Raw genomic sequence first — 25,542 nt, 5'->3', positions numbered from 1 at the left:
CGGCTATACGAGAGAAAGGCGCGAAGAACTATGGAACTGAAAAAGAGACCTGTCATCATCGACTGCGATCCCGGCGAGGACGACGCTGTCTGCCTGTTTATGATGTTCGCCGACGAGCAATTCGATATTCTGGGCATCACTCCGGTATGCGGCAATAAACCACTGGATTTTTGCACCACCAACGCCCTGCGTCTGTGCGAGCTGACCGGCTATACCGATATCCCGGTGCTCAAAGGGGCGCCGAAGGCCATCTTCCGCGAGGCCCGCACCGCCGGCGACATCCACGGCGCCACCGGCCTGGGCAACGTGGTACTGCCCGACCCGGTAAAAACTGTAGAGGACGAATACGCCTGGGACTTTATCTACCGGCAGGCGGTGGCCCACAAGGGCGAGCTGGAGATCTTGGCGGTAGGCCCGCTGACCAACCTGGCCACCGCTCTGCTCAAGTACCCGGACCTCAAGGATTACGTAAAGCAGATCGTGATCATGGGCGGCGCTTCGGGCATGGGCAACATGACCCCCACCGCCGAGTTCAACATCTGGGCTGACCCCGAAGGCGCAAAAGTGGTATTTAAAAGCGGCATCTCCATGGTGATGATGGGGCTGGAGATCTGCTATGACGCCTATGTGAGCCCGGAGGACTTAAAGCGTATTCGCGGCGACAAAGGCGGCAGAGTGGCCGGTGTGGCCGCCGACCTGATCTCGAAACGGGTAGACCACGCCACAGCCAACGGCATGCCCGGCGGCGTGCTGTGCGACGCGGTATCGGCCGCCTATATGATCGACCCCAGCGTGATCGAGTGCGAGCACGTACACGTGGATGTAGAGGTATCCGGTATGCTGACCGAGGGCAAGACGGTAGTGACCCGCTCGTTTACTGAAAATGCCAAACGCGAGCCCAACACCTACCTGGGCTGCGGGATCGATCAGCCCAGATTTATCGACCTGATCGTGGCGGCGGTCGAGAAGATCGACGCAGAGCTGGCCCAATAGCATGCTTGCAAGTACCTGATATACAGATATAAAATAGAAAAAGGGCAGTCTTTTGCGTTTTTGCATAAAGACTGCCCTTTTTTATGATAGAAAACACGCATTGTACACAGTGCAAAAATCGTGTAGCATAGAAAATGACCGGTGTGCTATCGAGACCGGAATACTGCTGATCAGAGGAGCTTACAAGCTATGGCCAGAAAAGTGATCTTAGATGTAGATACCGGCGGCGATGACGCGATCGCCATCATGACGGCGGCGCTCTGCCCTGACCTAGAAGTGGTGGGCATTTGTACCACTTGGGGAAACCTGCCCATCGAAAACACCACTGAAAATACACTGCGGGTGGTACAGCTGCTGGGGATGGATATCCCGGTGGCCAGGGGCGCCAGTCAGGCCATGGTAAAGACCCTGTTCCCCGGGCGGCTGCACAACCCCTATACGCCCGATTTTGTCATGGATGAAAACGGCAATCGCATCGGCTACCACGACCCCTATCTGCCCATCCCCGCGGCCACCATCAAAGAGAGCGACCTGTGTGCGGTGGAATTTTACATCAAGGCGCTGACCGAATCGGCGGAGAAGATCACCCTGATACCGGTGGGGCCGCTGACCAACCTGGCACTGGCCATGCGAGCCAAGCCCTCGATCTGTGAAAAGATCGAGCAGATCGTCATCATGGGCGGCGGGCACACCCAGCGCAACGATACCGCCTCGGCCGAGTTCAACATCTGGTGCGACCCGGAAGCCGCGCAGGTGGTGCTCACCTCGGGCTGTGACATCACCATCGTCCCGCTGGACGCCACCCACCGCACCGCACTGACTATGGACCACGCCCGCCGCTTTACCGAGATGCACACCCCGGTGGGGGACCTGACCGCCAAGCTCATCGAAGAGCGCATAACTGCCTACCAGCTGCTGCAGCCAGCCAACAGCACCGGCGAGCTGTCTACCCCCATCCACGATGCGCTGGCCGTGTGCGCAGTGATAGACCCCAGCGTGCTCACCGAGGTGCTGTACACCCGGGTGAACGTGGATATGTCGGGCGGGTATGCCGACGGCGCCACCATCGTCGACACACGTGAAAAGCAGGACCAACCCAAGAACTGCCACTTTGCACTGGATGCCGATATCGACAAATTCGCCGATATGCTGGTGAACTATCTGGGGCGGTTTGGAGGGTAGTGACCGTGTAATACCGCTATAAAAGGCTCGGGACCGCCCATCACGCCCCGGGCCTTTTATAGTAGACTTCTTTTAAAGGCAACTGGGGCGTATATGCTCTACCGGCAAAGCACTGCGCTGTGCGCGGTGAGAGGTGCGAGACCCGTACCGGCACCTGTAGCGGCCAATTAAACACGGTGACAGCAGCTGCACATAGCAGGCAGTAGACTACATGTCAGGCAAAAAAGGAAAGCCCTGATTAGGGCTTTCCTTTAAAAATGCTTCCTATTCTGCTATCACCGATCGCGGGCCAGTTTCTTTACACTGGTGCTCTGCAATACATGCATCCGCCCCCACACAAACCTGTCGGTGAAACCCCTGCTGATCTGTTTTTATTGAATTCAGCTATTGGTCGGAGTTGGAATATACCGGGGAGTTGCTGAATCCTCAGATCTTACAACTATCCATTGGACCTACCTCCGTCATTGAAAGCAGCTATTTTACAGTTTCGAAAGGAAGAAGAGATACACACCCCATCCTCTTTTCTTGACTATAGTATACACAATATTTTAAACATTGTAAATAGTTTTATCTGTTTTCTACTGTTTATACAAATATGACTATCTCTTATTGGTCAGGTAGCCCAGAGCCAGATCAGTAAGGCATTTTAAAGCCCAATTTGAGCAGCTCGTTGATGGGGTTCATAAATTCGGTATAGTGTTTGATCTTGCCGTCCTCTAAAATAAAGCGGTGCAGCGAGTGTTCGGAGTGTTGGGTGGAGGCGCGCTCTTCGGTGCCGGCTTTGAGCGAGGTGCCGGCTCCGTCCGCCTCTACAAAAATGATATTGGGGTCGCCGGTAAGGCGCAGGACCAGGTTTTTAAAAGACCAGTCGGGGAAGTCGCGCACATAAGACTCGTTGGTGGTGCGGATATTGTCGATCCCGCGATTGACCACCGGCTCTTTTTGGCCGGCAAAGCCCAGACTGAGGGTACTGTCGGGACCGTCGACGAACAATTTCCAACGGTTGAGCCGATCCTCGCCGGCAGCAGTCATGTAGCCGATGACCGCCTGCATATTTTTTTGGCGCTGCGCATCGTCGGCCGGGTCGTAATACTTTATCTCAAAATCCATGATATCCTCTCCTCCCTAATCGTTTTCGCCGGGGGCCGGCAGGGTAAAGCCCATCTCGATCAGCTCGCGCGCCGGATTTTTATATTGCAGGTAGTGGCGGATCTTTCCATCCTGCATTTGGAACGTGTGGATAAAATGACCGCCGTGTTGATAGCTGCCCACATCGGCGTTATGGGCCGAACCGGTGCCGTCGGTATCGGCCATGAGGTAGTTCGGGTCGGCGGTGACCAATATTTTGCCCCCCTGCCAGGTGAGGGCCGGGTAGCTGTTGGCCAGTTGCTGCAGGCGCTGCTGTACTGCGGCCCGCCCTGTGGCGATATCGGGCTGCCCGGTCTTGGTAAAGGCCTCCCCGTAAGAGATATCGTCCTCTTCGCAGAACAGGTGCATGCGCCGGGGCAGCTCAGCCCCGGTCAGTGCCAAAAATGTCTGTACGGTCTGCGCATTTTTGGCGCGCAGAGCATCGTCAGCCGGGTCAAAAGCGCGGATATCGATCTCGCTCATATACTTACCTCCCTAAATGTGAGCCTGTGCAGCACTTTTTGCTGCCAAGTCATATTTTTTATCAGTATAATCTTATTTTTACTACCGATTCAATGCATAAGATATGAACGCAGTGAGTCACATCAAGATATCAGCGCTTTGCACAACTAGATACGCACATATTTGCACTATTTACATGTTGTCTATACATATTTTTTCTGTTATATTATGTACAGATGTATATACAACTTTCGTTACATAAAGAGAGGTTGGTAAAAATGGAGCAGAACAAATTGTACGACCGCATATTGGGCAGTTTACTGACAGCGGGGGTGGGCGATGCTCTGGGCGCACCGAGTGAGGCGTTCAGCCCAGCCGAGATCAAGGCGCAGTTCGGGCGCATTACCAAATTTGAAGATCCCTCGAATAACTGTATCTCGCCGGATAACAAGATCGGCGAGGTGACCGATGACTCGTCGCAGATGTACGAGATGGCCCGCGCGGTGGTGCGCAGCGGCGGCGATTTTACTGCTCAGGATGCAGCCGATGCGCTGATCTACTGGGCGCAGCACTACCCCAAATACTATCCCCGCAATGCAGGGCCAACCACACAGCATGTGATCAAGGCGCTGCTGGCGGGTGAGGATCCCATCACGGTGGGGCAGACTGGAAAAATGTACGGGCGCGGCACCTCTAACGGGGCAGTGATGCGGGTGGCGGCGGCCGGTCTGATCCACCCAGGCGACTATGAGGGAGCCATCCAGACGGCTGTGGCTATGAGCGCCCCGTCGCACGGGACACAGCACGCCTACAGCGGCGCTGCGGCTATAGCCTGTGCTATAGCCGAGGCGCTGACCCCCCACAGCTCGGTGTGGTCGATCTTGCGGGCCGGCCTGTACGGCGCCCAGCAGGGGGAAAAGATCGGGCGGCGGACAGCGCGGATAGCAGCCGGAATCCCCGTGTACCCCAAGGTGGTAAAGGCGATCGAGATCGCGCTGCGCTGCCGCGATATGCAGGAGGCGGAGACCGAACTGGAGTGCACTATCGGCGCCGACGATATCTCGGTACAGGGGACCACTGCGCTGGCGCTGGGGCTGTTTGCCGCGGCGGACGGCGACTCGATGAAGACCATTTTGAGCGGGGCCAACATCGGCGGCGATACGGATACGATCGCCTGTGTTGCAGGGATGATCGCCGGGGCGTATAATGGTACCGGCGCCATTGACGGGCAGCTGCTGGCACAATTTGAACAGGCCAATACCTCGTTTGACTTCCGCGGGGTGGCCCAGGGACTGTGCGACATCGCCTGCCGGCAGCAGTGCGCAAACTAAAAAGACTGAGGATACACACATGACCGATATTTACTACCCGCTGATGCCCACCGTCGACATGACGGTGTTATTAGAGCAGCCACTGCCTATCGTGGAGGGGCAGACTAAAGATACCCGCTCGATGGTCATGCAGGCCGGCGGACTGGCCAACACCGTGATCGAGGCGGTGCGGCTGGGCCTGTCGGTGCTGCCCGTGGGGCAGATGGGCCAGGACCTGTTTGGCGACTGGCTGATAGAGCAGTATAAAGAGGAGCGCATCGATACCAGCCGCCTGCACCGAGAGCCGGGATTCGAGACCCAAAAAGTACTGGTATTGGCCGACCGACAGCGCGCCCACGCCTTTGTGAGCATGAACCGCGGAGCCTTTGGCCCGCTGCCGGATTGGCGGCAGGACCTGCAAGACAGCCGTGCGCTGTGCCTGACCGGCTACCATTTGGCCTGCGAAGACACCTGCGACCAGGCAGTTCGTATGCTAAAGACCGCTCATCAGATGGGCAAGCTGGTATTTTTTGACCCCGGCCCCACCATCGCCAAGCTGCCGCCCGACTGGGTGTGCAGTCTGTTACCGTACTGCGACTATCTGGTCCTTACCGCCGATGAGGCGGCCTATTTGGCCAGCGGCAGTGCAGAGGAGATGGCGGCGGCACTGGCGGCCCACGGCTGCCAGGTGGTGTTAAAAGACGGTGGGCGCGGCTGCTACCTATACCGCGGAAATACGGGTTTTTGGGCGCCGGGCTACCAGGTGCCGGTGGTGGATACCACCGGCGCCGGCGACAGCTTTTTAGCCGCCTTTATGCTGGGTGTACTCAGCGATCTGCCGCTCGCGGCCACCGCCGCTTTAGCTAACGGAGCGGGCGCGGCGATGGTACAAAAGTTGGGCAGTGGGCGCATGGTGCCCACCGTAGATGAGATCGCCGCGGTACTTGAACAGCGGTGGCCGCAAGCTTTTGGCGGCCGCCGGGTGCCGCAGCTGCTAGACGGGCTGCGCGCGCTTTTTCTCGGGGAGACACGGCAGTGATCCGGCGCACAGACGGGACGCTGTACCACCAGATCAAACAGTGGCTGCGGGGAGAGATCGAACACCTGCCGCCCGATGCACCGATCCCGTCGGAGCTCTCTATTGCCAAGCAGTTTGGGGTGAGCCGGGGGACGGTGCGGCAGGCAATCGCCGACCTGGTACACGAGCAGCTGATCTACCGTATCCAGGGCAAAGGATCATTTAAGAGCCCGGTGGCAGTCAACCACACCTCTGCTCACATGGACGGCCTGACCAGACAGCTTATGGACTGCGGGCTGCAGCCCAGTATCACCGACATTGCGCTGGACACCGCCGTGCTGCCGGAGCCCTATGTGGAGCCGCTACAGCTGGCAGCCGACGCCCCGGTGTGGCGGCTGCAGCGGGTGTGGCGGGCCAGCGGCCGGCCCATCTCGCTGGGGGTGGCCTATATCCCGCAGGGGGCGGTGCCGGGGCTGCACATCGAAGCTGGACAGTCGCTTTTGCAGGCGCTGAGCGCGCAGGGCATAACTATTGCCCGGGCGGAGAGCTACAGCCGGGCTGTTTTGGCTGACGCGCTGTGTGCCGAGCAGTTACAGGTACCGGTGGGGGCCGCAATTTTACAGATGACCTATTACGGGTACACCGCCGATGGGCGGCCAGCCTTTGTTGAGATGACCCGCACGGTAGGTGAGCACTATGTGCTGCACGTGACCCAACAGCTGTGATGCTATAACCGTATAAAAAGCAGGTAGGCCTAAGGCTTAATAGTGATAAGGTACTATTTAGCATTGCGAGGGGCAGAGAACGGTGTGACCGCAATGGTCACGCCGTTTTTCTGCGTCCAGGGGTAGATTTCGCAACAACAAGCTCGGAAACCACAGGAATCTCTACGTCATCCACGAAGTTGAAATAGATTTTCACCTTCTGTACCCGCTTGCCGCTGGATTTGTCCGGCGCAAACACCTCAATCTTCTTGATATATTCATTGACTATCGTAGGTGTCAATTCCGGCACATCCACATACTTCTGGGTCAGGGCGACAAAGGCGTCTACATCAGCACTCATAGTTTCCTGCGTTTCCAGCCATTCTTCCGTCACTTCAATTTCGAGTTTTAACCGTTCCTGTTCTGCCTCGTAATCGGCGGTCATTTTCTTGTACCGCTCCTTGCTCAGATCACCCAGGACAAAATCCTCATAAAGTCGGGACAGAAGAACATCCAGGTCAGCCAGCCGTTTCTTGGCCTGCTCCACTCGCTTCCGATCTTCTCGGATGTTGCGCTCCTGATCGGAGCGGCGGCATTGCAGCCATTCCTCTTGAAAACCCTCCACGTCCTGCCGAATATAGGCATTGACCGCACGGATGCGCTCCATCACCAGTTCCCGCAGTACATCTTCCCGGATATAGTGGGCAGAACAGGTGCCTCGACCGCTTTTGTAGCTGGAGCATACATAGTGGTCTTGCTTGCCGTCAAAGCTTTTGCAGGTAGCAAAGTGCAGCTTATTCCCACAATCGGGACAGAACAGAAGCCCGGAGAATAATCCCTGCCGTTCCGCCTTTGTGGGACGGCGTTTGTTTTTTCGCAGCTCCTGCACCCTGTCCCACTGAGCCTGAGAAACGATTGCTTCCTGCGTATCAGGGAAGATACACATATCTTCGATGGCATTGGGAATCCGCTTCTTCAGCTTATAGGACTTGGAATAGGTCTTGAAATTGCAGGTACAGCCGGTGTACTCCATCCGTTCCAGAATACCCGCAACCGATTGACCAATCCAATGGTAAGGGCGCTCCGGCATTTTCTTACGCTTTTTCGGGTCAGGATGATTTTCCGACTGTTTGGCATACAGCGCCTTGGTAGTCAACACCTTATCCTTCTCCAGTATACGGGCAATCTGTTCCGGCCCCTTGCCGTCAATAGCCAGGTCAAAGATGCGCTTGACTACTGGGGCGGCATCCTCGTCAATGATCCAATGGTCTTTATCGGTAGGGTCAGTGCGATAACCATAGGGCGGTTTTCCCAGATGCTTTCCGCTGGTGCCTTTCTGCCGGAATACGACCCGGACTTTTTTGCTGGTGTCCCGTGGATACCATTCGTTGAACAAATTACGAATAGCAGCAAAGCCGTCGCTGTCGCCTCGTTCACTGTCCACACCATCATTGACAGCGACAAAGCGCACATCGTAGCTGGGGAAAATGATGTCCGTGTACTGTCCAACGGTCAGGTAATCTCGGCCAAACCTACTAAGATCCTTGACCAGCCAGCAACCGACAAGCCCCTGCTTAACCAGTGCAAAGCCTTCCTGCACGCCGGGACGGTCAAAATTGGTTCCCGTATATCCGTCATCCACCAGAATTTTCAGGTTGGTGTAGCCATGCTCGGCTGCGTACCGGGTTAAAAACTCTTTTTGATTCTGTATCGAATTTGATTCTCCATCCAGTGCATCCTCATTGCTGAGGCGGCAGTACAGGATGGTGATTTTCTGCTGATCCAACATAGCGTCCTCCTTTACGGTTGGGTCAGCTGACAGAATCGGTGTGCATGGTGATATTGTAGCATGAATTTGAGTCTGTGTCATGAACAAAGCGCCTCCTTATCCGAGAAAATGAGCCGTTTTACCTTGTGGGTAAGCGGCTCATTCCCGTCACATACAGTCTCCAGCAGATACCAGGTATTTCCGATTTTTCGTTCTACCGTACCTGTAAAAGGGTTCATTCGGTTTTCCCAGCGTTTCCGGCATTCTTCCAGAAAATCAATCGGCGGTTCAAAAATCAGGTCAAAGCAGGATTCAATATCGATTTCGGCACAAGCGTTAATCAGCTTTTCCGAAGGAGAATCATCGAGCACCAACTTATTGAGTTTTGTTGTCAGATTGGTCATAAGCAAAAATTCCTTTCTGTTAAAGTTCTATATCTTGCGACTTGCGGCGGGAAGGTTGATCGTGCTGCCTTGTTTGCCGGGTACGGGTCAAAATGGCATCAAGAAAAGCCCGCACCTTTTCGGGTGCGAGCTTGACAGCGTCCAGATATGGCTGGACTTCCTTTTTCAGTTCTTGGTACTTGTCATAAATCTTTTCATATCGCTGTTTCCAGACAGCGGCACTTTTTTGTGCGCTTTGCAGTTTTTCTTCCAAACGGCTGTTTTCCGCTTTGGCAAGAATCCCGTTGACCGCATAATCCTTGAGTGTGCTGCACTCGGATGGGGTCAGAGTGATATTGCCGGTGATCGTCTTTTTCCCCATGGAGCGGATTTCCTGTACCGTCAGGGCGGCAGTACGCTGTTCTTTGGTCTGCTTTTGCAGGGATTGCAGCTCCTTCTGCTTTTTCTCAACGGCAGCCTGTGCGGTGCCCAGCGCCTGTTCTGTCTGAGCGATTTGAGCGGTCATAGCCTCCAGACGCTGCTGCTCCTGTGCCATCTTGAACTGGGTCACAGTCAGATGTTCCTCGGTACTGCCACGCTCTCCACGCTCCACATCGGTATATCCGGCAGCTTTCATATAGTTGAAGAAATCGTCTTGCAGGACACTGTACGATGTTCGCAGGACTTTCTTGCCCTTGGCGGTCAGAAGCGGATTGCCCTGCTCATCCAGAACTACCTTGGATTCCCACTTTTTGCTCCGGCTGACCTGCATGATCGTTTCCTTGACTGTACCCACAAGGGACTTATCCTTGCACCGCTTCGACCAGAGAATCTGTTTCTCCACCACCGGGACATACACCACATGAAGGTGGTAGTGGTATACATCCTGCCCCAGAGCTTCCGACATAGCCCGGTTGCGCTCATCAGCGTGCATGACAGCAGAGAGGATGTACTGCTCACCGCCCACAATCTCCACGGCTGCTTTGTATGCGTCGGTGTAGAATTGCTTGGCATATTCGTAGCCGCCGTGATTGTGGAAGTAAGCGGAGTTCACATCAAAAATTAGTTCCCCGTATTTCACCGCATCGGCTTTCAGGCCACGGGTGGAGATAATCCCATCAGCAATCAACTGATCGAACATAGCGGCATAGCTGTCGGTGCGAGCTTTGAAGTGAATATTCCGGTAGGTCTGGGTGGTATCAATATCCTGGTTGGAGTAGCTGTCCTTTTCTCGTTCGTTATGCTCCTGAACTTTCGCCACATCATCAAGTGTAGGCAAGTCCTGGTTGCGGGCAAAGGTACGGTCGATTCCGTCGTTTCTGGCCATAAAAATTAGCTCCTTTCTGTTGTGCGGTAGACGGCTCAGGGACGGGGATGCACTTCCTGCGGGAAGTGTAATAACCCACTATGACACTTTCATCCCAGAGGGCTGCAAAGTGCCGTGGGCTCTCCGAGGGGGAATGCGGCATCTGCGGATGCCTTGCCGCCTTTAGAGGCTTGTGTGTGGCACCCAAATCCTCAAAAGGCGGTGTGACCGACAGTCTCTCCGCACTCTTGATTGCTTCAATTCTGCCGCTCACAGGCAGAGCAGATTTTGCAAATCCACTCTGCCATCCATCTCCAAATCTGCGGATTTTTCGATGGTGGCGGGAGATACGACGGGTAAGAACGGCGGGCATCATGTGTCCCTCCGTTTCTGCCATACGAGATCATAGCCAAGGGCATCGGCAAGCTGTACTGCCTCCACATACCGCAGAGACTCTCGCTGGAGCTTGTTGGACAGATTGGAAACGCTGTCGCTCCAGCTGTAATCCTCAGAAAGCCGGTCAACGACTTCCTGCATCGTGTAGCCGGAACGCACGATGTACGACTTGATTTCATTTCTCAAATTGGATTTCATAGAAAGTACCTCATTCTTTAGTAAAATTTGTTTGTCGTGGAGCATACACGCTGCACGACTCGGCAAACATGGATAACATTCAAAAAATCGCTCAGAATGGTGTCTATGAAGAACTGTCCGCAACAGTACCCCACCGACTTTGCCATTAGGTGGGCTTGCAAGCGAAACCGTGAAAATAGCCACCTTCCCGCATACCACCATCATCGTTCTGTAAATCACCGAATAATGATTTGTGTTCTAATTATGGTAGTGTTTTTCACCGTTTGCACAACCATTGATTGGGCATAGCCAATTTTAATGCCCAGCCGAGCTATCAAATATAAAAATGAACTTCGATTTTTTGCGTTCGTGCGTTCCTTCGTTCCAAAGGCTGCACCCGATTAGGAACACATGAACGCACGAACAGAAAGTTTTGATGTTCCGTTACAACTCCATAGGCGAGAGCAGAACATAAATGCCCATATATCCCCGGCACCGTTTTCCACCGCCGATGTGTAGATTGTTGACCGGCTCCAAATGGTAGCGTTCAGCATTCTGGCTGAGCTGGTTTGCGAAGCTCTTTGGTGACAGTGGGTTTTCGGCGTTGTCCTCACACCACCGCTTATAGGCTGCATACAGATTTTTGGTGCTGGCTTCATAATCGGCCTTGAATGCCACATAACCCTCAGAATCGAGAAAGTCCAGAATGTTGTTGGCATCCCGAACTGCGGAAGTGATATTGTCCTTGGCTCTCTGGCTGATGGTAAAGTGATAGTGATTGGCGATCAGCCGCCGCAATCCCTCCAGCATCCAGAGGAAGATTCCCTCTTTTTCGGCAATCAATTTCTCAGCAAGAAACGGGTCATCAAACCGATCCACAGGCTTATCTTTGGTGGTCAGAATGATCTGACGGCGAAAGAAACCGTCGCTGCGGTCGTGAAGTGCAGTCAATACCCCGTTACCGAAACAGAGGAAGCGTACATAAAGCAGTCCCTGATAGCTTTGTTCTTTCTTCCGCTCCAAATCCATCCGCAATTCTGCTGTTACAATGGATTTTACATAGTTGGTTTTGGTCAAGGCGTTCATGTCCAGATCATCGTCCACCATCAGCAGCTTGCCCTCCAGGTCGGCTCTGGCAAACCGATTAGTTTCTACTTTTTGGATGGAAGTGGTATTCATGTTGAGCCCGAAAATGGTGTTCATCACCACACCGATGCGGCTTTTGCCCTCACCGCCCTTGCCGATCAGCATGAGCATTTTCTGTCCTTTGGTGGATGGAATCAGGCAGTAGCCCAGATACTCCTGCAAGGCGGGAATATCCTCCGGCTCCAGCAGTTCCGAAAGGAAGCGCAGCCAGTGTTCCGGTGCCGGAGCATCAGCCCGATAGGATACCGACAGACGGTTGCTGCAATACTCTTTTTCCTCTGTAAACGTGCCATCCAGAAAATAAGTGCCATTCGCCACATGGATGCGGTCACATTGCAGGGGCAACGGGTCTGCGTATGCCGCCAGCTTCAATGTCTTGAGCACCTGCTCCACCGTCTGTGCGACCTTGTCATGCAGCCAGGGCGAGATTTCCTCATAAATCGTTCTCTTCAATTTGCTTTCATCCGGCAACGGGCCATCCACAGTATAAAAGTGGTCATTGATGCAGCGCATCGGATGCCGGGACAGGAAATCCCGGCAGTATTCCGGTTCAACAATTTTCCCCTTATCATCGATCCAAATAGGGTTGTTCATGGTATCGCTCCTCTCTCAGACGGGCCTGTAATTTGCGGATGTATCCGTTTGCCGTTAGATTACTCACGGTTTCGCCTCGTTCATAGGAATCGCCTTGCAGCAGGATGTCCAGCTGATACTCTGCCCATGGCAGACGGTGGCAGGCTTCCACAAACCGCTCGTCCAGCACATCTTCCGGCGTTTGTGGTGCATACCGTTTTTTCCAATCCAGGAGCAATCGCCGATACTCGTTCAAAACAGAAAAGCACAGCCGCTCGTTTTCACGAAGCCGCTGTGCTCTGGTTTTGTGTTCCTTTTCCCGTCGAATGGCTTCCGGCAAGGGCTTGTCCGGCGCAAGGTGAAAGTCCGATGCCAGTTTTCGGGCCGCATCATACAGCCGAAGGTCAAACAGCTTGGCGGTCAGGTCGATCACATCTCCGTGTTCCCCACAGGCGAAACAGTGGTAGTGGTCATCCGACACATATAAGCTCGGATGACGGTCATTGTGGAACGGACACAGTGCCATGCCATGGTGGTTGACGTCGATTCCATACGTCTGCGCTACTTCTTGTGTGTTGATATTGGCTTTCACCACTTCAAACAGATTCATACCGATTCCCTCCATTTCCTTTTTGATGGGGTGGTTTTCTCACCCCTCTGTATAGGTTATGGGGAAAACCGAAAAAAACAGGCTAATGGCATGACAAGCTGTTTTCAAAAAACATGACAAGGCCTTTGTTGTGTGCTATTATGAAAATAGAAAAACATGACAGGAGGGAGAAGATGGATCAGATTATCAACCATGCCGTTTTATCTCTGGATTTCTGGCAGGACACCGTAACCTATGAGGGGTGTACGATGCCCACAGGAACCATTGGCTGCGAGGTGCTGAACATCCCGGACAGTACCATTGAAAAGCTGGATGCTCCCTGCAATGTGCTGAACCAACTGCTTCAGGGGATGAACACCGGTTCCGTGGATATGGAGCTGCTGCCGCAGGTGCAGCAAGCCGCTGGCGAGATCATCTCCTTTTTGCAGGTTACACCGCCCTTTTCCCGTCTGAATCGAAGCTATTTTGAGCAAAAACTTGCAGCCATATTTTCCGAAGAATATATGGAGGACGCCAAAGCCTATTTGCAGCTCTCTCATCAGGAGCAGTTGATCTGTGCCTTGACTGGTCAGCACAGCAAGGCAACCATGCTCGTCCGAATAGTGCAGGTGCTGGGGCATTTGAGTTATTCTCTGGGGCAGTACAAGGAAGCCTTGACAAAATTTGCAGAGCGGTTGAATGAACCAGGCTATGACCGTACCCCGGATGGTTATGCAGCAATGTTCGGGCAGTTCTTCAAAGGTGAGCCAACTCTGTCGCTGGATAACCCGGCCTGGATGACCCTGACCAATGCTTCGGTGCAGTATGTATCCGCTTTTCGGCCCGGAAAGACGGAGCCGCAGCTGGTCAAGCGGATGCACTATGTCTCCTTTGTGGGAATGTTCCGTTCTGATTTGTTTGAGGGGCTTTGTGTGGGCCATGCACCCAAGAAATGCCCCATCTGCGGCAGATGGTTTCTCACCATTGACGCACGGCATACCAAATACTGCGGCGGTCTGACCCCCGGCGACCAGCAGGGACGGACGTGCCGACAAATCGGCAATCTGAGAGGCCGGGAGCAGCGGGAGCTTGCAGATGATCATCCGATAAAGGCTATTTATACCCGCCGTATGAACACCATTTTGCAAAGCACCCGCCGTGGAAAGCTGGATAAAGAAACGGCAGCAGCTATGAAGAAGCTGGCAAAAGATAAGATGTTCCGTGCGCTTTCAGATCAGCGCTATGCCAGCACTGTCTACGAGCAGGAAATGACCCAGGATGCACTTTTAGAAGCAGTAAAAAAGAAATAAGCAAAGAAATAAGCAGCGAAACATCCGAAAGGTGGTGAGGGAAAATGGATACAGCGTGGACATGGGAGCTGTCCGACCACTGTGCCAAATACAGTTTTCTGACGGAATCCAAGGGCTTAACCATGCGGGAAGTGGAACGCATCTTTCAGCTTGACCCGGAACCGCCTGTTCTGGAAAATATGAACGACTACATCATTGAGGCTGTGCGGAGCCGTGAATTGCGCTGGTTCTCCTTTTTCCTGCACTGCTATGAAAATCGGCTTAATGGTCGTGTTCGCCGTTTCCTGCTGCGGGAGGGGCTGGATCGCTATGACCCAGAACGCTTTTTGGACTACAAAATGGGATGTGTGCTTGCCATGTTGGACTGTCTCCGGGGATACGATCCCGCACAAGGGGCAGATTTTCTGACCTATGCCCATCATTTTATCGGGAATGCCCTTTTGACCTGCCGGATGCAGGAGGAGGCCGGTTCCTTTGAAAATGTGGATGAGTACAAAGCTGTGCGTGGGATTGCTTGGCTCTACAATCAATCCGGTCAGTCTGAACAGGCGGCAATCCAGAAATATGCCCAGAAAAACGGTTGTACCGAGGAAACCGCAGCAAAGTTTTTGGCATTGGCCAAACAAAATCGAAGCCGGGTTCCGTTTTATCAGACCATTCAGGAGGCGGACAGCGAAGAAACCGGCGAGGAAGTGGCCGTAGATGACAGCTGGAATTATACCGATATTCTCTGGAATGGCGCTCAGGCTGAGAAGATCCAGAGGGCCTTTGAAAAGCTGAATTTCCGGGAGCAGACGCTGCTGGAAAAACGGCTGGCCCTCTGTATGACCTGTGGACGGGTCAGCTCATGGAAGAACCGCCCCACCTTTGAGGAGCTGGCGGTCTTGTTTGAGGGCAGCACCGCCAGCGGTGCAGAGCGAGCCTACCGCAAAGCTACGGAAAAGCTGACCCTGCTTGCAGCTGCCGAGGGAGCTGTCCGGGCGGTTCGCATCAAGCAGAAAGCCAAAACCAAGAGAAAAAAGAAAATCGCCGCAGCAGTCTACGAATATCAGGCAGACTGCGACGGCGAGTGGGGTGAAATTTCGTTGGATTTTGAAACCAGCACAGCAGAGATCCTTCGGCTGGCCGATTGGGACACCACTATTTCAAATTTCTATGCCAGAAAGGTGATCCAATATCTGCTGGGCTGTGACAATGACAAACTTCCAAAGGAAGCTATGTTTGCTTTTGAGGAAATTTGAAGTATAGTATGGGGGTAAGAAGGTAGCACCAATTTGGAGCTGTCTTTGGGAACAAGTGTTAGAATAATCAAAGTAATCCTAACAGATACAACAGATACAGAAATGAGGTAATTTATGAGAGCATATACCAGCAAAGAAGAACTGAAAGACGAGATCAAGAAAACCTATACCAAATTCATTGCCGAGTTTGACAATATCCCGGAAGAGATGAAAGACCTTCGGGCGGAAGATGTTGACCGTACTCCGGCGGAAAATCTGGCTTATAAGGTTGGCTGGACAACTCTTGTGCTGAAGTGGGAACAGGATGAGAGAAACGGTCTGGAAGTAAAAACCCCGTCCGATCAGTTCAAGTGGAACCAGCTGGGGGAACTGTATCAGTGGTTCACGGATACCTATGCCGGTCTATCGCTCCATGAACTCAGAACGAAGCTGGACACGAATATCCAGAGGATCTATGGGATGATCGACGCCATGACCGGCGAGGATCTCTTTGCTCCCCACAGACGCAAGTGGGCAGACGGGGCGACAAAATCTGCGGTATGGGAAGTTTATAAGTTTATCCATGTCAACACCGTGGCTCCCTTTGGCACCTTCCGCACAAAAATCAGAAAGTGGAAGAAGCTCATGCTGTAAAAGTTTTCTCTTTATATAGAGGCTATATTTACAGCGCTACCAAATCTGTAAAAAATACGGTCAAGGAACTTTTTCCTTGACCGTATTCTTTATTGGGCTCTAATACCCATATGTTTTACGAAGTTTATGGAAAGATTCTTCACTGACACAGTGTTCCAGGCGGCAAGCTTCAATTTCGGCTGTTTCCGGAGAAACACCGGCGCTTATCAGTCTATCCTTAAAATAGCAATGTTTTTCATAGATGCAGCTTGCGATTGCTCTTCCAGAATCTGTGAGAACAAGGTCATAGTCCTGATTCATTTTGAGAAATCCGTTCTTTTTTAATAGAGCAACTGCATGACTAACGCTCGCTTTAGATACATTCATGTACTCAGCAACCTCTACTGAACGAACTGAACCATGTTGCGCTTCAAGAATAAATATGGATTTTAGATAGTCTTCTCCTGAAGAATGAAGTCTTTCTTTTGTAACCGCCTCAGCCACACTGCTGGACATTATTTCACATGAACAGATGCAATGTCTACATAGCTGGCATCTGTGTAGAAGTCATAGCCAGTTATCTTATCAGTATTCCACAGAGCCAGATCGTGAGTGCCGGTTACAGGCACCAGAAGATTCTGATCTGCAATACCATTCAGAATCATTCCATAGATTTCCTGCACACGCTGAGAATCAGAAGTGGAGTCCAATTCTGCGAAAATTTCAGGATTCTCAAAGAAAGCAGAGAACTGGCAGAGGATCGGATCACCCATAGCGCCAGGAGCCATATTGCTCATATCTGTTGCAGGGTCAAAGGAACCGCCAGCAGTATTGTAGAAGGTCAGATCATATTCGCCAGACATCAAGGCTCCATACCAAGTGTTCATGTCTACTGCATCAATAGTAACATCGAAGCCGAGTTCTTTAAGAGAAGCTGCAATAGAAAGAACTGCATTGTCAACACTTGCAAGGCTCTGAGAATAGTTGAAATGAATGGCGAGAGAAGTTCCGTCCTTCTCCAGGATACCGTCATCATTGGTATCCTCATAGCCGGCTTCCTTCATGAGCTGCTTTGCCTTTTCCATGTCGGTAGGATAGGTCTTAACCTCCACACCGCAGTTGGGCTTTTCATTCGTAAAGAGGGTTTCGGCAGCAGTCTCCAGACCATCGAAAACAGAGGTTTCCAACTCCTGCTGATTAACAGCGTAGGATACTGCTTCCCTTACAAGAGGATCATTAAAGGGAGCCTTATTCAGGTTCATACCCAGATAACGAGTTTGGTTGGTGCTGTCATCCATGGCATGACCGAAAGCGGCATCCTGGGAAATTTCCGTGTAGCCTTCTGCGCTAAGTCTGCTGGAGCCGAGAATTGCATCGATTTCGCCGTTGCGCAGAGCAAGAATTTTTGCAGCATTATCAGGAATCACTTTGACTTTGAACTCGTCCACTTCAGGAGCTTCGCCCCAGTAGTAGGGATTGCGGATAAAGGTATAGGTATCTCCCTCGACCCGGTCAAACATATAGGGACCAGTACCCATAGTTGCACTCACGCAATTCTCGTAAGCCTTTTCTACGCCGCCTTCAAAGGCTGCGGGATTCACAATACCAAGAGGCAGCGCCATGGTCAGATTGTCAAGAGCAGCGTAATAAGGGGTCTTCAAAGTCATTACAAAGGTTTTTTCATCCGGGGTTTCCAGCTTGTCAAACAAAGTAGTGAGCTTACCGAAGGCACCATTCTGGGGACCCAGATTGGTTACTACTGCTTCAAGGGTCATCTTTACTGCCTCGGAAGTCAGAGGAGTACCGTCAGAAAATTTGACACCATCACGCAGATGGAAGGTGTAAGTCTTGCCGTCATCACTGATTTCCCAGGTTTCAGCCAACTCGCCCTGGATCTTCCCGTTATCATCGTAGCTTACCAGAGTGTTGTAAAAATTACGACTCCAGAATCCGGCACCATAAGTGCTGGATACCATAGGCGTGATGACAGGATAGAAGCCTACAGAAAAGTCCCAATTCTCGGTGACAGTGATTGAGACCGGCTCTGCATCGGTTTTCTCGTCAGGGTTCGTGCCGCAAGCAGCCATAGCAAGGCACATCACAAGTGCGAGTCCGAAAGCTAAAAGTTTTTTCAGTTTCATGTACAAAATCTCCTTTATTTATTTTTATATCATGCTTTTCAGCAGGGTATACGTATTTATTGAATGGTTTAACCCAAATATGGAGCAATAGAATGCAGCAGAAGCTTGGTATACGGATGTGTAAAGCAGTCTGTCGAACCGTGAAATGTACGGTCTTCGATAATCTTACCGCAGCGCATCACCATCACACGGTCTGCAAGATATAGCGCAACGTCCAGGTCATGGGTAATGAAAAAGCAAGTCATTTTTCGCTCCTGATGGAGTCGCTTCAGCAAATCAAGAATATGTTTACGAACCAGGACATCCAGCCCACTGACTGCTTCATCAAAAATCAACACATCCGGTTGAGCCGCTAACGCTCTTGCAATACATACACGTTTTTGTTGTCCACCGGATAGCTCATGAGCTTTTCGCAGCTTGATCTCTTCGGGAAGCTCCATCATGGTAAGAAGATCATTGATTTCCCGTTCTTCTTCCTTTTTGCTGAGTTTTCTGAAATTGCGAATTGGCTCTGCAATGATTTGATATACCGTAAAGCGAGGGTCCATTGCTCCCTTGCCATCCTGAAGAATCAGCTGTATTTTAGATCGCAGTACCTGCTTTTGCTTGCCCCGGCAGAGGGAAATGTTTTTTCCTTCAAACAGTACCTCTCCAGAAGATGGAACCAGAAGACCGCACATGAGCTGAGCCAAAGTGCTTTTACCAGATCCGCTTTCTCCTACCAAAGCGCAAAATGAACCATTCTGAATAGTAAAATCTACATGATCAACGGCCAGAAGCTCGTTGCTTGTGCCTTGTTCGTGAAATTCTTTTGATAGGTTGTTGACTTTAATCATGATTCCGCCCCTTTCGTGAAAGCACAGGAAAGGGAGTAAGCTTCAATCAGCGACCTTGTATAAGGTTCTGTGGTATGATCGAAGACAGATTGAACTTCACCGGATTCTATAATTTTTCCTTCTTTCATCACCAACATGTTTCCACCTAATTGAAGAGCTGTTGCGAAATCATGAGTTACCATAAGAATCCCAACTCCATTTGCTTTCATCTGCGAAAATAAATCTATGATTCCATTTCTGTGAATCACATCCAAAGCAGTTGTCGGCTCATCGGCAAGCACGAATTTTGCATCAAGCATCATAGCCATTGCGATAATGACACGCTGAAGCATTCCTCCGGAAAGCATATGGGGGTATGCTCTGTATACCCTGTCAGGATCATCTAAGCCTACATCATGCAGAAGCCGCAGAATATAGTTGTAACGCTGCTGGCGGGATTTGTCGGAATGAAGCCGTAGCGTTTCATCCATCTGTCTGCCAATACGCATAGAAGGGTCCAATGCAGTCATCGGATTTTGCGGGATATAGACAATCTGGTTTCCGTATATTCCTCGTCTCTGCTTTTCTGACGAATTCAAAAGATCAGTCTCACCGAAGAAAACGGAACCCGACACCTTAAATTTTTTAGGGTCCAATAAGTTTAGCACCGCACTACAGGTCATTGTTTTGCCGCTGCCTGACTGGCCTAACAAGATCAAAGACTCTCCTTCTTTGATTGCAAAGGATATTTCAGAAACCAAGTTATCCGTGCCTGACCGAAGATTAATGCTTAAATGATCAATCATAAGTGATGGCATCATAGGCTGTCCTCCTCCGGCGTCAGAATATCACGGAGTGCTTCTCCAAATAAATTGAAGCCTGCTGCCGTTACGAAGATGCACAAGCCTGGATAGATTAGCAATTCCGGATGAGAGTAAAGCGCTGTCCTGGCATCATTTAACATGGCACCCCATTCCGGTGTGCCGGAGGGAAGGCCAAGTCCGAGGAAAGCAAAGCTGGAAACCATAATGATGGAAGAAGCGACACCAGTGGAAACATACACAAGAAACTGTGGCAGAATGTTAGGAATCAGATGTCTGAAGACCAGCTTTCCTGTATTGCACCCAGAAATCCGGGCTGCCAGGATATAATCTTTACCCATTTCTTGAACGGAATAAGATCTGACAATACGAACAAACCAAGCCCAGGTCGCTATCACAACAGAAACGGCAATGTTTTGGAGTCCGTTCCCCAGAACTCCTATGACAGCAATAGCAATGATAAGAGAAGGAAAAGCAATAAACACATCACAGAGTATAGTAATGAAATGGTCTGCTTTTTCTCCAGCACAGGCGCTAAAAGTACCGACAATCAGACCAATCACAGACAAAATCAGCAGCACAGGTAAACTGATTCCGATGGAATATCTGGCTCCATACAGCAGCCTTGATAAGGTACACCTGCCCAATTGATCTGTTCCAAGAGGGTATTCTGCGTCAGGCTGAGCATACTTTTGCGATAAATTCACCAATTCAGGGTCGTGAGGCGAAAAAGCAGGTGCTGCAATCGCAATTACAATCACAATAGCAATCAGGCATAGACCGATGATTGCCTGCGGCCTTTTGAGTAGCTTATGTATCATTTTCTTCCCTCACCATCCATGGACAAAGCAGACGGTTGATTATGTCTGCCATGAAATTTGCGACGACAAAAATTGCCGCAATGACGACTATACAGGTAGAAACTGCAATCGTATCTGCTGCAATCACACTGTCCACCAGATAAGTTCCGATTCCCTTGATTGAAAAAACACTTTCGATTACCGCCCCTCCGGCAATTAGAAAGCCGAATTGCTGAAAGAAAATTGTAACAACAGGCGGTAAGGCATTTCGCAGAATGTGGCATACCAGAATTCTGTTGGCAGATAGTCCACGGGCTTTTGCAAACCGAACATAATCAGAAGATAATTCAGCCAGAAGAGAGGAACGCATAATTCGGATGAGTGAACACGAACTGGGAACCGCCAGGGCAAATGAAGGTAGTAAAAAGCCCCTCCAACCTGGACTTGGTAAGACACTGAACCATTTCAGATGAATCGCAAAGAACAGTAGAAGAAGGAATCCCAGCCAGAAAGTTGGCACACAAATACCGCAGATAGTAATGCCTCTGGTAACCTGATCGAAAAGGCGGTTCCGCTTTCTGGCACAGAGCAAACTAATCGGAACGGTGAGTACGATAATCCATAGAATAGCCATCCCTACAAGAGATGTGGTCGTAGCCAGATACTTGTGCAGATCCTTTACAATCGGTTGATGAGTGGTCAAAGAAGTCCCAAGTTCTCCTGTAAACATTCCGGAAAGCCACTGAATATATCGCACAGGGAGAGGTTGATCCAATCCCATTTCCACCCGAATCATCTCAATCTGTTCCGGCGTAGGATTGGATACGCCTCGGTGTGCAATAATTTCTGCAGGATCTTTTCCGGACCAAGCAATCAACAAAAAACTCAGGACGCTGACTCCTATCAGCACAATGAGGAAGCTAATGATCCTTTTTCCAATATATTTCTTCAAATAATGCACCTCCTCACGCTGGCAATCAGTTAGACATAGTTAACTAAATGCCTTTAAGTTACCCTTCAGTGCGGCCTGCATCTGAAAGGTAACCTGCTTAGTAGTTAAATTTCTCTGCCAGATTGGACTTTTCTATCATCTTTCTATATGTGGACGACTGTTTCAGCAGATGAGCATGCTTTCCGCAGGCTTCTACGGTACCTGCTTTCATAACGACGATCTTATCTGCATTTTCAATAGACTTTAGTCTGTGTGAAATAACAATCACGGTCTTGCCTTGAATCAAATGATTTAATCCAGTCTGTATTTGGACTTCTGTTTCCACATCTAACGATGCGGCAATCTCATCCAGAATGATAATTGGAGCATCCTTCAGGATTGCTCTGGCAATAGACAGACGCTGACGTTCTCCACCGGAGAGTTTGGTACCATTTTCCCCGATTATTGTCTGGTAGGTGTCTGGCAGACGGCTGACAAACTCATTGCAACCAGCCAGTTTTGCAGCTCGTATTACTTCTTCGTCAGAAGCATCCAGCCGCCCAAGGCGAATATTTTCCATAATAGAAGTATTGAATAGAATGACTTCCTGAAAAACAATGGAGACATACTTGAACAAGCTATCAGTGTGAATTTCTCGTATGTCGGTTCCTCCGATTTGAACGGTGCCGGAATCTGCATCATATAGTCTGCTGATGAGCTTAAGCATTGTTGTTTTTCCGCAGCCGCTGGGACCGACCAATGCGGTTACCTGTCCTTGCTCCGCCGTAAAGGATGCATGGCGAATCACCTGGGTGTCTTTCTGGTAGGAAAAACAAACGTCCTTTATTTCTACATTGAAATCTGAGAGGACTGCCTTTTCTCCACCCTGAAGTTCATGATTCTTGATTTCACCAATCCTGGCGATCCTTGCATCCAAATAAAAGATTTCCGTCAGATAGAGCAAAACACCACCCATGGCCCCGCTGAGTTTCGCCGCCATAATAATATAGCCCAGAAGAATCAGGATACTTACCTGACCGGAGGCAAGCATCGAAAGGCCAACAGTTGCCGTGATTCCAATAGGAAGAATCGATAAAGTCTGGCCGATTGTAACAGGAATCGTCTGGGTGATCTGGGCTTTCCACTGAAGATTTTCTGACTCATCCAACTGCTGGTCCATTTGAGCTTCTACTTTTTCTTTCAACCCATAGCTTTTAATTTCCTGATTCAGTTCGATTGCATTCTGAAAGCTTTCAGAAATATCTCTCAACTTATCATAATGTTTATTTACATCTCTGACCTGCAGTTTCTTTGTCAGGAAAAGAACCGAAGCAGAAGCAAGAACGGGAAGCAATACACAGAGCCCTAATTTCCAATTCATGATCAGAAGGGCTGCGCTGATAACCAAAAAGTAAATTGCAAATCCTATGGTATTAGCCACTGCGTTCGCAAAAGCATGCTCAATCGAAGCCACATCTGCCATGATTGTTTGAGCAAGGTCAGACAAATTGTGCTTTGAAAAATAGGATAGGGGCAGCTTGGAAAGCTGTTCCGCCAAATCAATTCTTAAATTTGCAGATTCCTGGTAGGTTTCATCATAGGTCGTTTTATAGTTATAGTTAATAACTAAGTACATCACCAGGGTCGCTACCAGCATAAACAGGAGATATACCACCGGTTTCCCGGTGTTTCCATGCAGCAGCCTGTCTGCAAACAGAAAAACACAAATCATCGGCGGTACAAAAGAGACATAATAGAGGAAGAATGACCAGATTGATTTTACAAGGCCTTTCGCACCCGAATCACTAAGCTGGAAGGCTTTTTTTAGATATGTCTTCATCATGCCAACCTCCACTGATTTGCCTTGCAGTATACATCCTGAAAATCTTTATAACGTCCATTGTAGGACATCAGCTCATTGTGGGTTCCTTGTTCCACAACTTTTCCATTCTGGACAAACAGGATCTGGTCTACATTCTGAATAGAGGACAGCCTGTGTGCAATCATGATAACTGTTTTGCCTCTCATCAGTTTTTGGAAAGCCTGCTGCAACTCGTATTCGTTTTCCGGATCTGCAGCTGCAGATGCCTCATCCATAATGATGATATTCGCATTCTTTAGAATAGCCCTTGCAATGGCGATCCTCTGCACCTCGCCACCGGAAAGGTATACGCCCTTTGCCCCGATGACGGTCATCTCTCGCTGGGAGAATTTGTCAAGAATAGATGTGCAGTTCGCTGCGTCAAGTGCATCCATAATCTGCTGCCGTGTTGCCTGAGAATTTCCGATTCGGACATTTTCGTAAATTGAGGTCTTCAGTAATTGACTGTGCTGGAAGACAAATGCTATGTTCTGAATGAGAGCTTTTTCAGAATAACTCTGAATGTTCTTTCCACCAATCAGGATCTCGCCGCCATCAACAGGATAAAATCCTGAAATCAGCTTTGCAATGGTAGATTTGCCTCCGCCGGAAGACCCGATAAGCGCATAAGTTTTATTCTGATGCAGTGTCAGGTTAAAATTCTTCAGCACGAAGGTGTCATCATATTTAAAGTCAACATGACGAAATTCAATATCGAAATTTTGGAAGTTCTCTTCGCTTCCATGCGGAAGCTTTGCCTGATCCATTGAAGCAGTCAGCTCATCAAGCTGATTCAGCGTATTTTGTGCGCCAAAGTTATCCTGCCCCGTAAACATAATCGATGTGAAAGAAGTAAATACAGCTCCGGAGAATACAGCAAAGAAAACAATCTTTGCCAAGATCAGCATGGCAGGTTCTCCATAGCTGATGAGTACAACTGCGGCTGGTACGGCAAAAGCATAAAACACGTTGAACAGAACCTGGAATCCAACATAGGGATTCTTACAACTGAGGCTATACTGATAGACGTACTGTTTGTACTCCTTGATCGAGTCAATCAGAGTTTTGTAATACTGTACAGTTACACCGAAGATTTTTATGATCTGCATTCCTCTGATATATTCTACTGTTGCCGCACTCATCTTTTGAAGTGCCGCTGAATAGCCAGACAGAAATTCAGTACCACCGGACATTTTACGATACTGAAGAACACCAATTACAGTTGTAAGGATCAAGAGAATACCAAGGCGGTAATCAATTGCAAACATCAGCACAAACATTAACACCGGCGTCATAACAGCAGTGATGTTGTCTGGAATCAAATGGGCCACTGTTTTGTGTGTTTCTGCTGCGTTATCATCAATAACTTTTCGAATCTCTCCAGAACTGTTGTGGTCAAAAAAGGAAGAAGAGGCATCCAATAATTTATGAAGCCCATTTTTTCTTAAGTTTGTTTCAAGCCGGAAGCCTAAATAGTGGGAACACGTTGCCGATGCAATGTTGAGGATGCCTCGTAAAATCATAAGTGCGACTACGATAATTGCATCATACATGGCCTTCTCATATGCAGGGATAACCAGAATGGACACAATGGATTGCCAGAGAAACCAATAAGCTCCCATATATGAGCAGACGGCAGCGGCAGATAGTGCCATAGAAGAATATGCCCAAATTCTTTTATCCGGGACATATTGCAACAGTTTTTTATATAAACTACGAATTGACTTCAAATCCGAGCCTCCTTTTTGCTAAAAACGGTTTGACACACATCAACTCTTTCATTATAATTAGTTGCGGGTAACTGTAAAGGACAAAACAGATATAAAGTCTGAACAAGGTACTAATAAATCTAACCGAGGTATCTTTGGAGGGGCC

Annotated in this window: 24 protein-coding genes; 8 read left to right on the top strand and 16 right to left on the bottom strand. The window is 50.0% G+C overall.

The window, feature by feature from the left end:
* The first annotated feature begins 30 nt into the window (after window positions 1-30).
* On the top strand, window positions 31-993 hold the full coding sequence (locus C6Y32_RS09725; protein ID WP_105205066.1) for a nucleoside hydrolase: 963 nt from the start codon (window positions 31-33) through the stop codon (window positions 991-993).
* Between the two features lie 189 nt (window positions 994-1,182).
* Complete coding sequence (locus C6Y32_RS09720) at window positions 1,183-2,175, top strand: nucleoside hydrolase (protein ID WP_105205065.1); 993 nt, start codon at window positions 1,183-1,185, stop codon at window positions 2,173-2,175.
* Window positions 2,176-2,808: 633 nt separating this feature from the next.
* Here the strand turns inward: C6Y32_RS09720 and C6Y32_RS09715 are convergent.
* Together C6Y32_RS09715 and C6Y32_RS09710 are read right to left on the bottom strand one after the other, a co-directional pair.
* Entirely contained in the window at window positions 2,809-3,285 is a 477-nt protein-coding gene (locus C6Y32_RS09715; RefSeq protein WP_105205064.1) for a PhzA/PhzB family protein, read from the bottom strand.
* A 15-nt stretch (window positions 3,286-3,300) separates the two neighbouring features.
* On the bottom strand, window positions 3,301-3,786 hold the full coding sequence (locus tag C6Y32_RS09710; RefSeq protein WP_105205063.1) for a PhzA/PhzB family protein: 486 nt from the start codon (window positions 3,784-3,786) through the stop codon (window positions 3,301-3,303).
* A gap of 257 nt (window positions 3,787-4,043) precedes the next feature.
* On the opposite strand from C6Y32_RS09710, the gene C6Y32_RS09705 reads away from it, so the two are divergent.
* From C6Y32_RS09705 to C6Y32_RS09695, 3 genes are read left to right on the top strand one after another with little or no spacing between them, the layout of a single operon-like run.
* The gene (locus C6Y32_RS09705) at window positions 4,044-5,096 is read left to right on the top strand and encodes an ADP-ribosylglycohydrolase family protein (protein ID WP_105205062.1); all 1,053 of its coding nucleotides are present in this window, start codon (window positions 4,044-4,046) and stop codon (window positions 5,094-5,096) included.
* Between the two features lie 19 nt (window positions 5,097-5,115).
* Window positions 5,116-6,114 (top strand): carbohydrate kinase family protein, encoded by a 999-nt coding sequence (locus C6Y32_RS09700; protein WP_164998207.1) that lies wholly within the window; start codon window positions 5,116-5,118, stop codon window positions 6,112-6,114.
* A complete protein-coding gene (locus C6Y32_RS09695) occupies window positions 6,111-6,818 on the top strand; it encodes a GntR family transcriptional regulator (RefSeq protein WP_164998206.1) in 708 nt (235 codons plus the stop codon). Before C6Y32_RS09700 ends, C6Y32_RS09695 begins: the two co-directional genes overlap by 4 nt.
* 97 nt (window positions 6,819-6,915) lie before the next feature.
* On the opposite strand, the gene C6Y32_RS09690 is transcribed toward C6Y32_RS09695, so the two are convergent.
* From C6Y32_RS09690 to C6Y32_RS09665, 6 genes are all read right to left on the bottom strand, one after another.
* Complete coding sequence (locus tag C6Y32_RS09690; RefSeq protein WP_009321728.1) at window positions 6,916-8,667, bottom strand: recombinase family protein; 1,752 nt, start codon at window positions 8,665-8,667, stop codon at window positions 6,916-6,918.
* Complete coding sequence (locus C6Y32_RS09685; RefSeq protein ID WP_009321729.1) at window positions 8,664-8,969, bottom strand: hypothetical protein; 306 nt, start codon at window positions 8,967-8,969, stop codon at window positions 8,664-8,666. Before C6Y32_RS09685 ends, C6Y32_RS09690 begins: the two co-directional genes overlap by 4 nt.
* A 19-nt stretch (window positions 8,970-8,988) precedes the next feature.
* Window positions 8,989-10,275, bottom strand: a complete 1,287-nt coding sequence (locus C6Y32_RS09680; RefSeq protein WP_105205059.1) for a plasmid recombination protein — start codon at window positions 10,273-10,275, stop codon at window positions 8,989-8,991.
* A 351-nt stretch (window positions 10,276-10,626) separates the two neighbouring features.
* Window positions 10,627-10,848: an LLM class flavin-dependent oxidoreductase gene (locus tag C6Y32_RS09675; RefSeq protein ID WP_009321731.1), complete on the bottom strand. Its 222-nt coding sequence runs from the start codon at window positions 10,846-10,848 to the stop codon at window positions 10,627-10,629.
* Between the two features lie 423 nt (window positions 10,849-11,271).
* Complete coding sequence (locus C6Y32_RS09670) at window positions 11,272-12,567, bottom strand: DNA primase family protein (protein ID WP_009321732.1); 1,296 nt, start codon at window positions 12,565-12,567, stop codon at window positions 11,272-11,274.
* Window positions 12,542-13,156: a CHC2 zinc finger domain-containing protein gene (locus C6Y32_RS09665; RefSeq protein WP_009321733.1), complete on the bottom strand. Its 615-nt coding sequence runs from the start codon at window positions 13,154-13,156 to the stop codon at window positions 12,542-12,544. The genes C6Y32_RS09670 and C6Y32_RS09665 overlap by 26 nt, the downstream gene beginning before the upstream one ends.
* Window positions 13,157-13,329: 173 nt before the next feature.
* Between C6Y32_RS09665 and C6Y32_RS09660 the strand changes: the two genes are divergently transcribed.
* The 3 genes from C6Y32_RS09660 (at window position 13,330) to C6Y32_RS09650 (ending at window position 16,319) form a co-directional block, all read left to right on the top strand.
* Window positions 13,330-14,445, top strand: coding sequence for a DUF6076 domain-containing protein (locus C6Y32_RS09660; protein ID WP_009321734.1), 1,116 nt, complete (start codon window positions 13,330-13,332; stop codon window positions 14,443-14,445).
* 44 nt (window positions 14,446-14,489) lie between these two features.
* On the top strand, window positions 14,490-15,686 hold the full coding sequence (locus C6Y32_RS09655) for a hypothetical protein (protein WP_009321735.1): 1,197 nt from the start codon (window positions 14,490-14,492) through the stop codon (window positions 15,684-15,686).
* A gap of 114 nt (window positions 15,687-15,800) precedes the next feature.
* Window positions 15,801-16,319, top strand: coding sequence for a ClbS/DfsB family four-helix bundle protein (locus tag C6Y32_RS09650; RefSeq protein WP_009321736.1), 519 nt, complete (start codon window positions 15,801-15,803; stop codon window positions 16,317-16,319).
* Between the two features lie 99 nt (window positions 16,320-16,418).
* Here the strand turns inward: C6Y32_RS09650 and C6Y32_RS09645 are convergent, their stop codons facing one another.
* The 8 genes from C6Y32_RS09645 to C6Y32_RS09610 all read right to left on the bottom strand — a co-directional run bounded on the left by C6Y32_RS09645 (window position 16,419) and on the right by C6Y32_RS09610 (window position 25,397).
* Entirely contained in the window at window positions 16,419-16,814 is a 396-nt protein-coding gene (locus tag C6Y32_RS09645; RefSeq protein ID WP_105205058.1) for a metal-dependent transcriptional regulator, read from the bottom strand.
* Window positions 16,814-18,439 (bottom strand): ABC transporter substrate-binding protein, encoded by a 1,626-nt coding sequence (locus C6Y32_RS09640; protein ID WP_105205057.1) that lies wholly within the window; start codon window positions 18,437-18,439, stop codon window positions 16,814-16,816. Before C6Y32_RS09640 ends, C6Y32_RS09645 begins: the two co-directional genes overlap by 1 nt.
* Before the next feature lie 68 nt (window positions 18,440-18,507).
* A complete protein-coding gene (locus C6Y32_RS09635) occupies window positions 18,508-19,275 on the bottom strand; it encodes an ABC transporter ATP-binding protein (RefSeq protein WP_098924535.1) in 768 nt (255 codons plus the stop codon).
* A complete protein-coding gene (locus tag C6Y32_RS09630) occupies window positions 19,272-20,075 on the bottom strand; it encodes an ABC transporter ATP-binding protein (protein ID WP_105205056.1) in 804 nt (267 codons plus the stop codon). Before C6Y32_RS09630 ends, C6Y32_RS09635 begins: the two co-directional genes overlap by 4 nt.
* The gene (locus C6Y32_RS09625) at window positions 20,072-20,896 is read right to left on the bottom strand and encodes an ABC transporter permease (RefSeq protein WP_105205055.1); all 825 of its coding nucleotides are present in this window, start codon (window positions 20,894-20,896) and stop codon (window positions 20,072-20,074) included. Before C6Y32_RS09625 ends, C6Y32_RS09630 begins: the two co-directional genes overlap by 4 nt.
* Window positions 20,886-21,827, bottom strand: coding sequence for an ABC transporter permease (locus tag C6Y32_RS09620; RefSeq protein ID WP_055180893.1), 942 nt, complete (start codon window positions 21,825-21,827; stop codon window positions 20,886-20,888). The genes C6Y32_RS09625 and C6Y32_RS09620 overlap by 11 nt, the downstream gene beginning before the upstream one ends.
* A 97-nt stretch (window positions 21,828-21,924) precedes the next feature.
* Entirely contained in the window at window positions 21,925-23,646 is a 1,722-nt protein-coding gene (locus tag C6Y32_RS09615; protein ID WP_207204830.1) for an ABC transporter ATP-binding protein, read from the bottom strand.
* On the bottom strand, window positions 23,646-25,397 hold the full coding sequence (locus C6Y32_RS09610; RefSeq protein WP_105205053.1) for an ABC transporter ATP-binding protein: 1,752 nt from the start codon (window positions 25,395-25,397) through the stop codon (window positions 23,646-23,648). The genes C6Y32_RS09615 and C6Y32_RS09610 overlap by 1 nt, the downstream gene beginning before the upstream one ends.
* Between the last annotated feature and the right edge of the window lie 145 nt (window positions 25,398-25,542).

Source organism: Neobittarella massiliensis (ex Bilen et al. 2018) (genome assembly GCF_900289145.1).
In the GTDB taxonomy this organism is placed as follows: Bacteria; Bacillota; Clostridia; order Oscillospirales; family Ruminococcaceae; genus Neobittarella; species Neobittarella massiliensis.
Note: the sequence above shows the minus strand (reverse complement) of the source record. Positions and strands in the feature narration are given on the sequence as shown.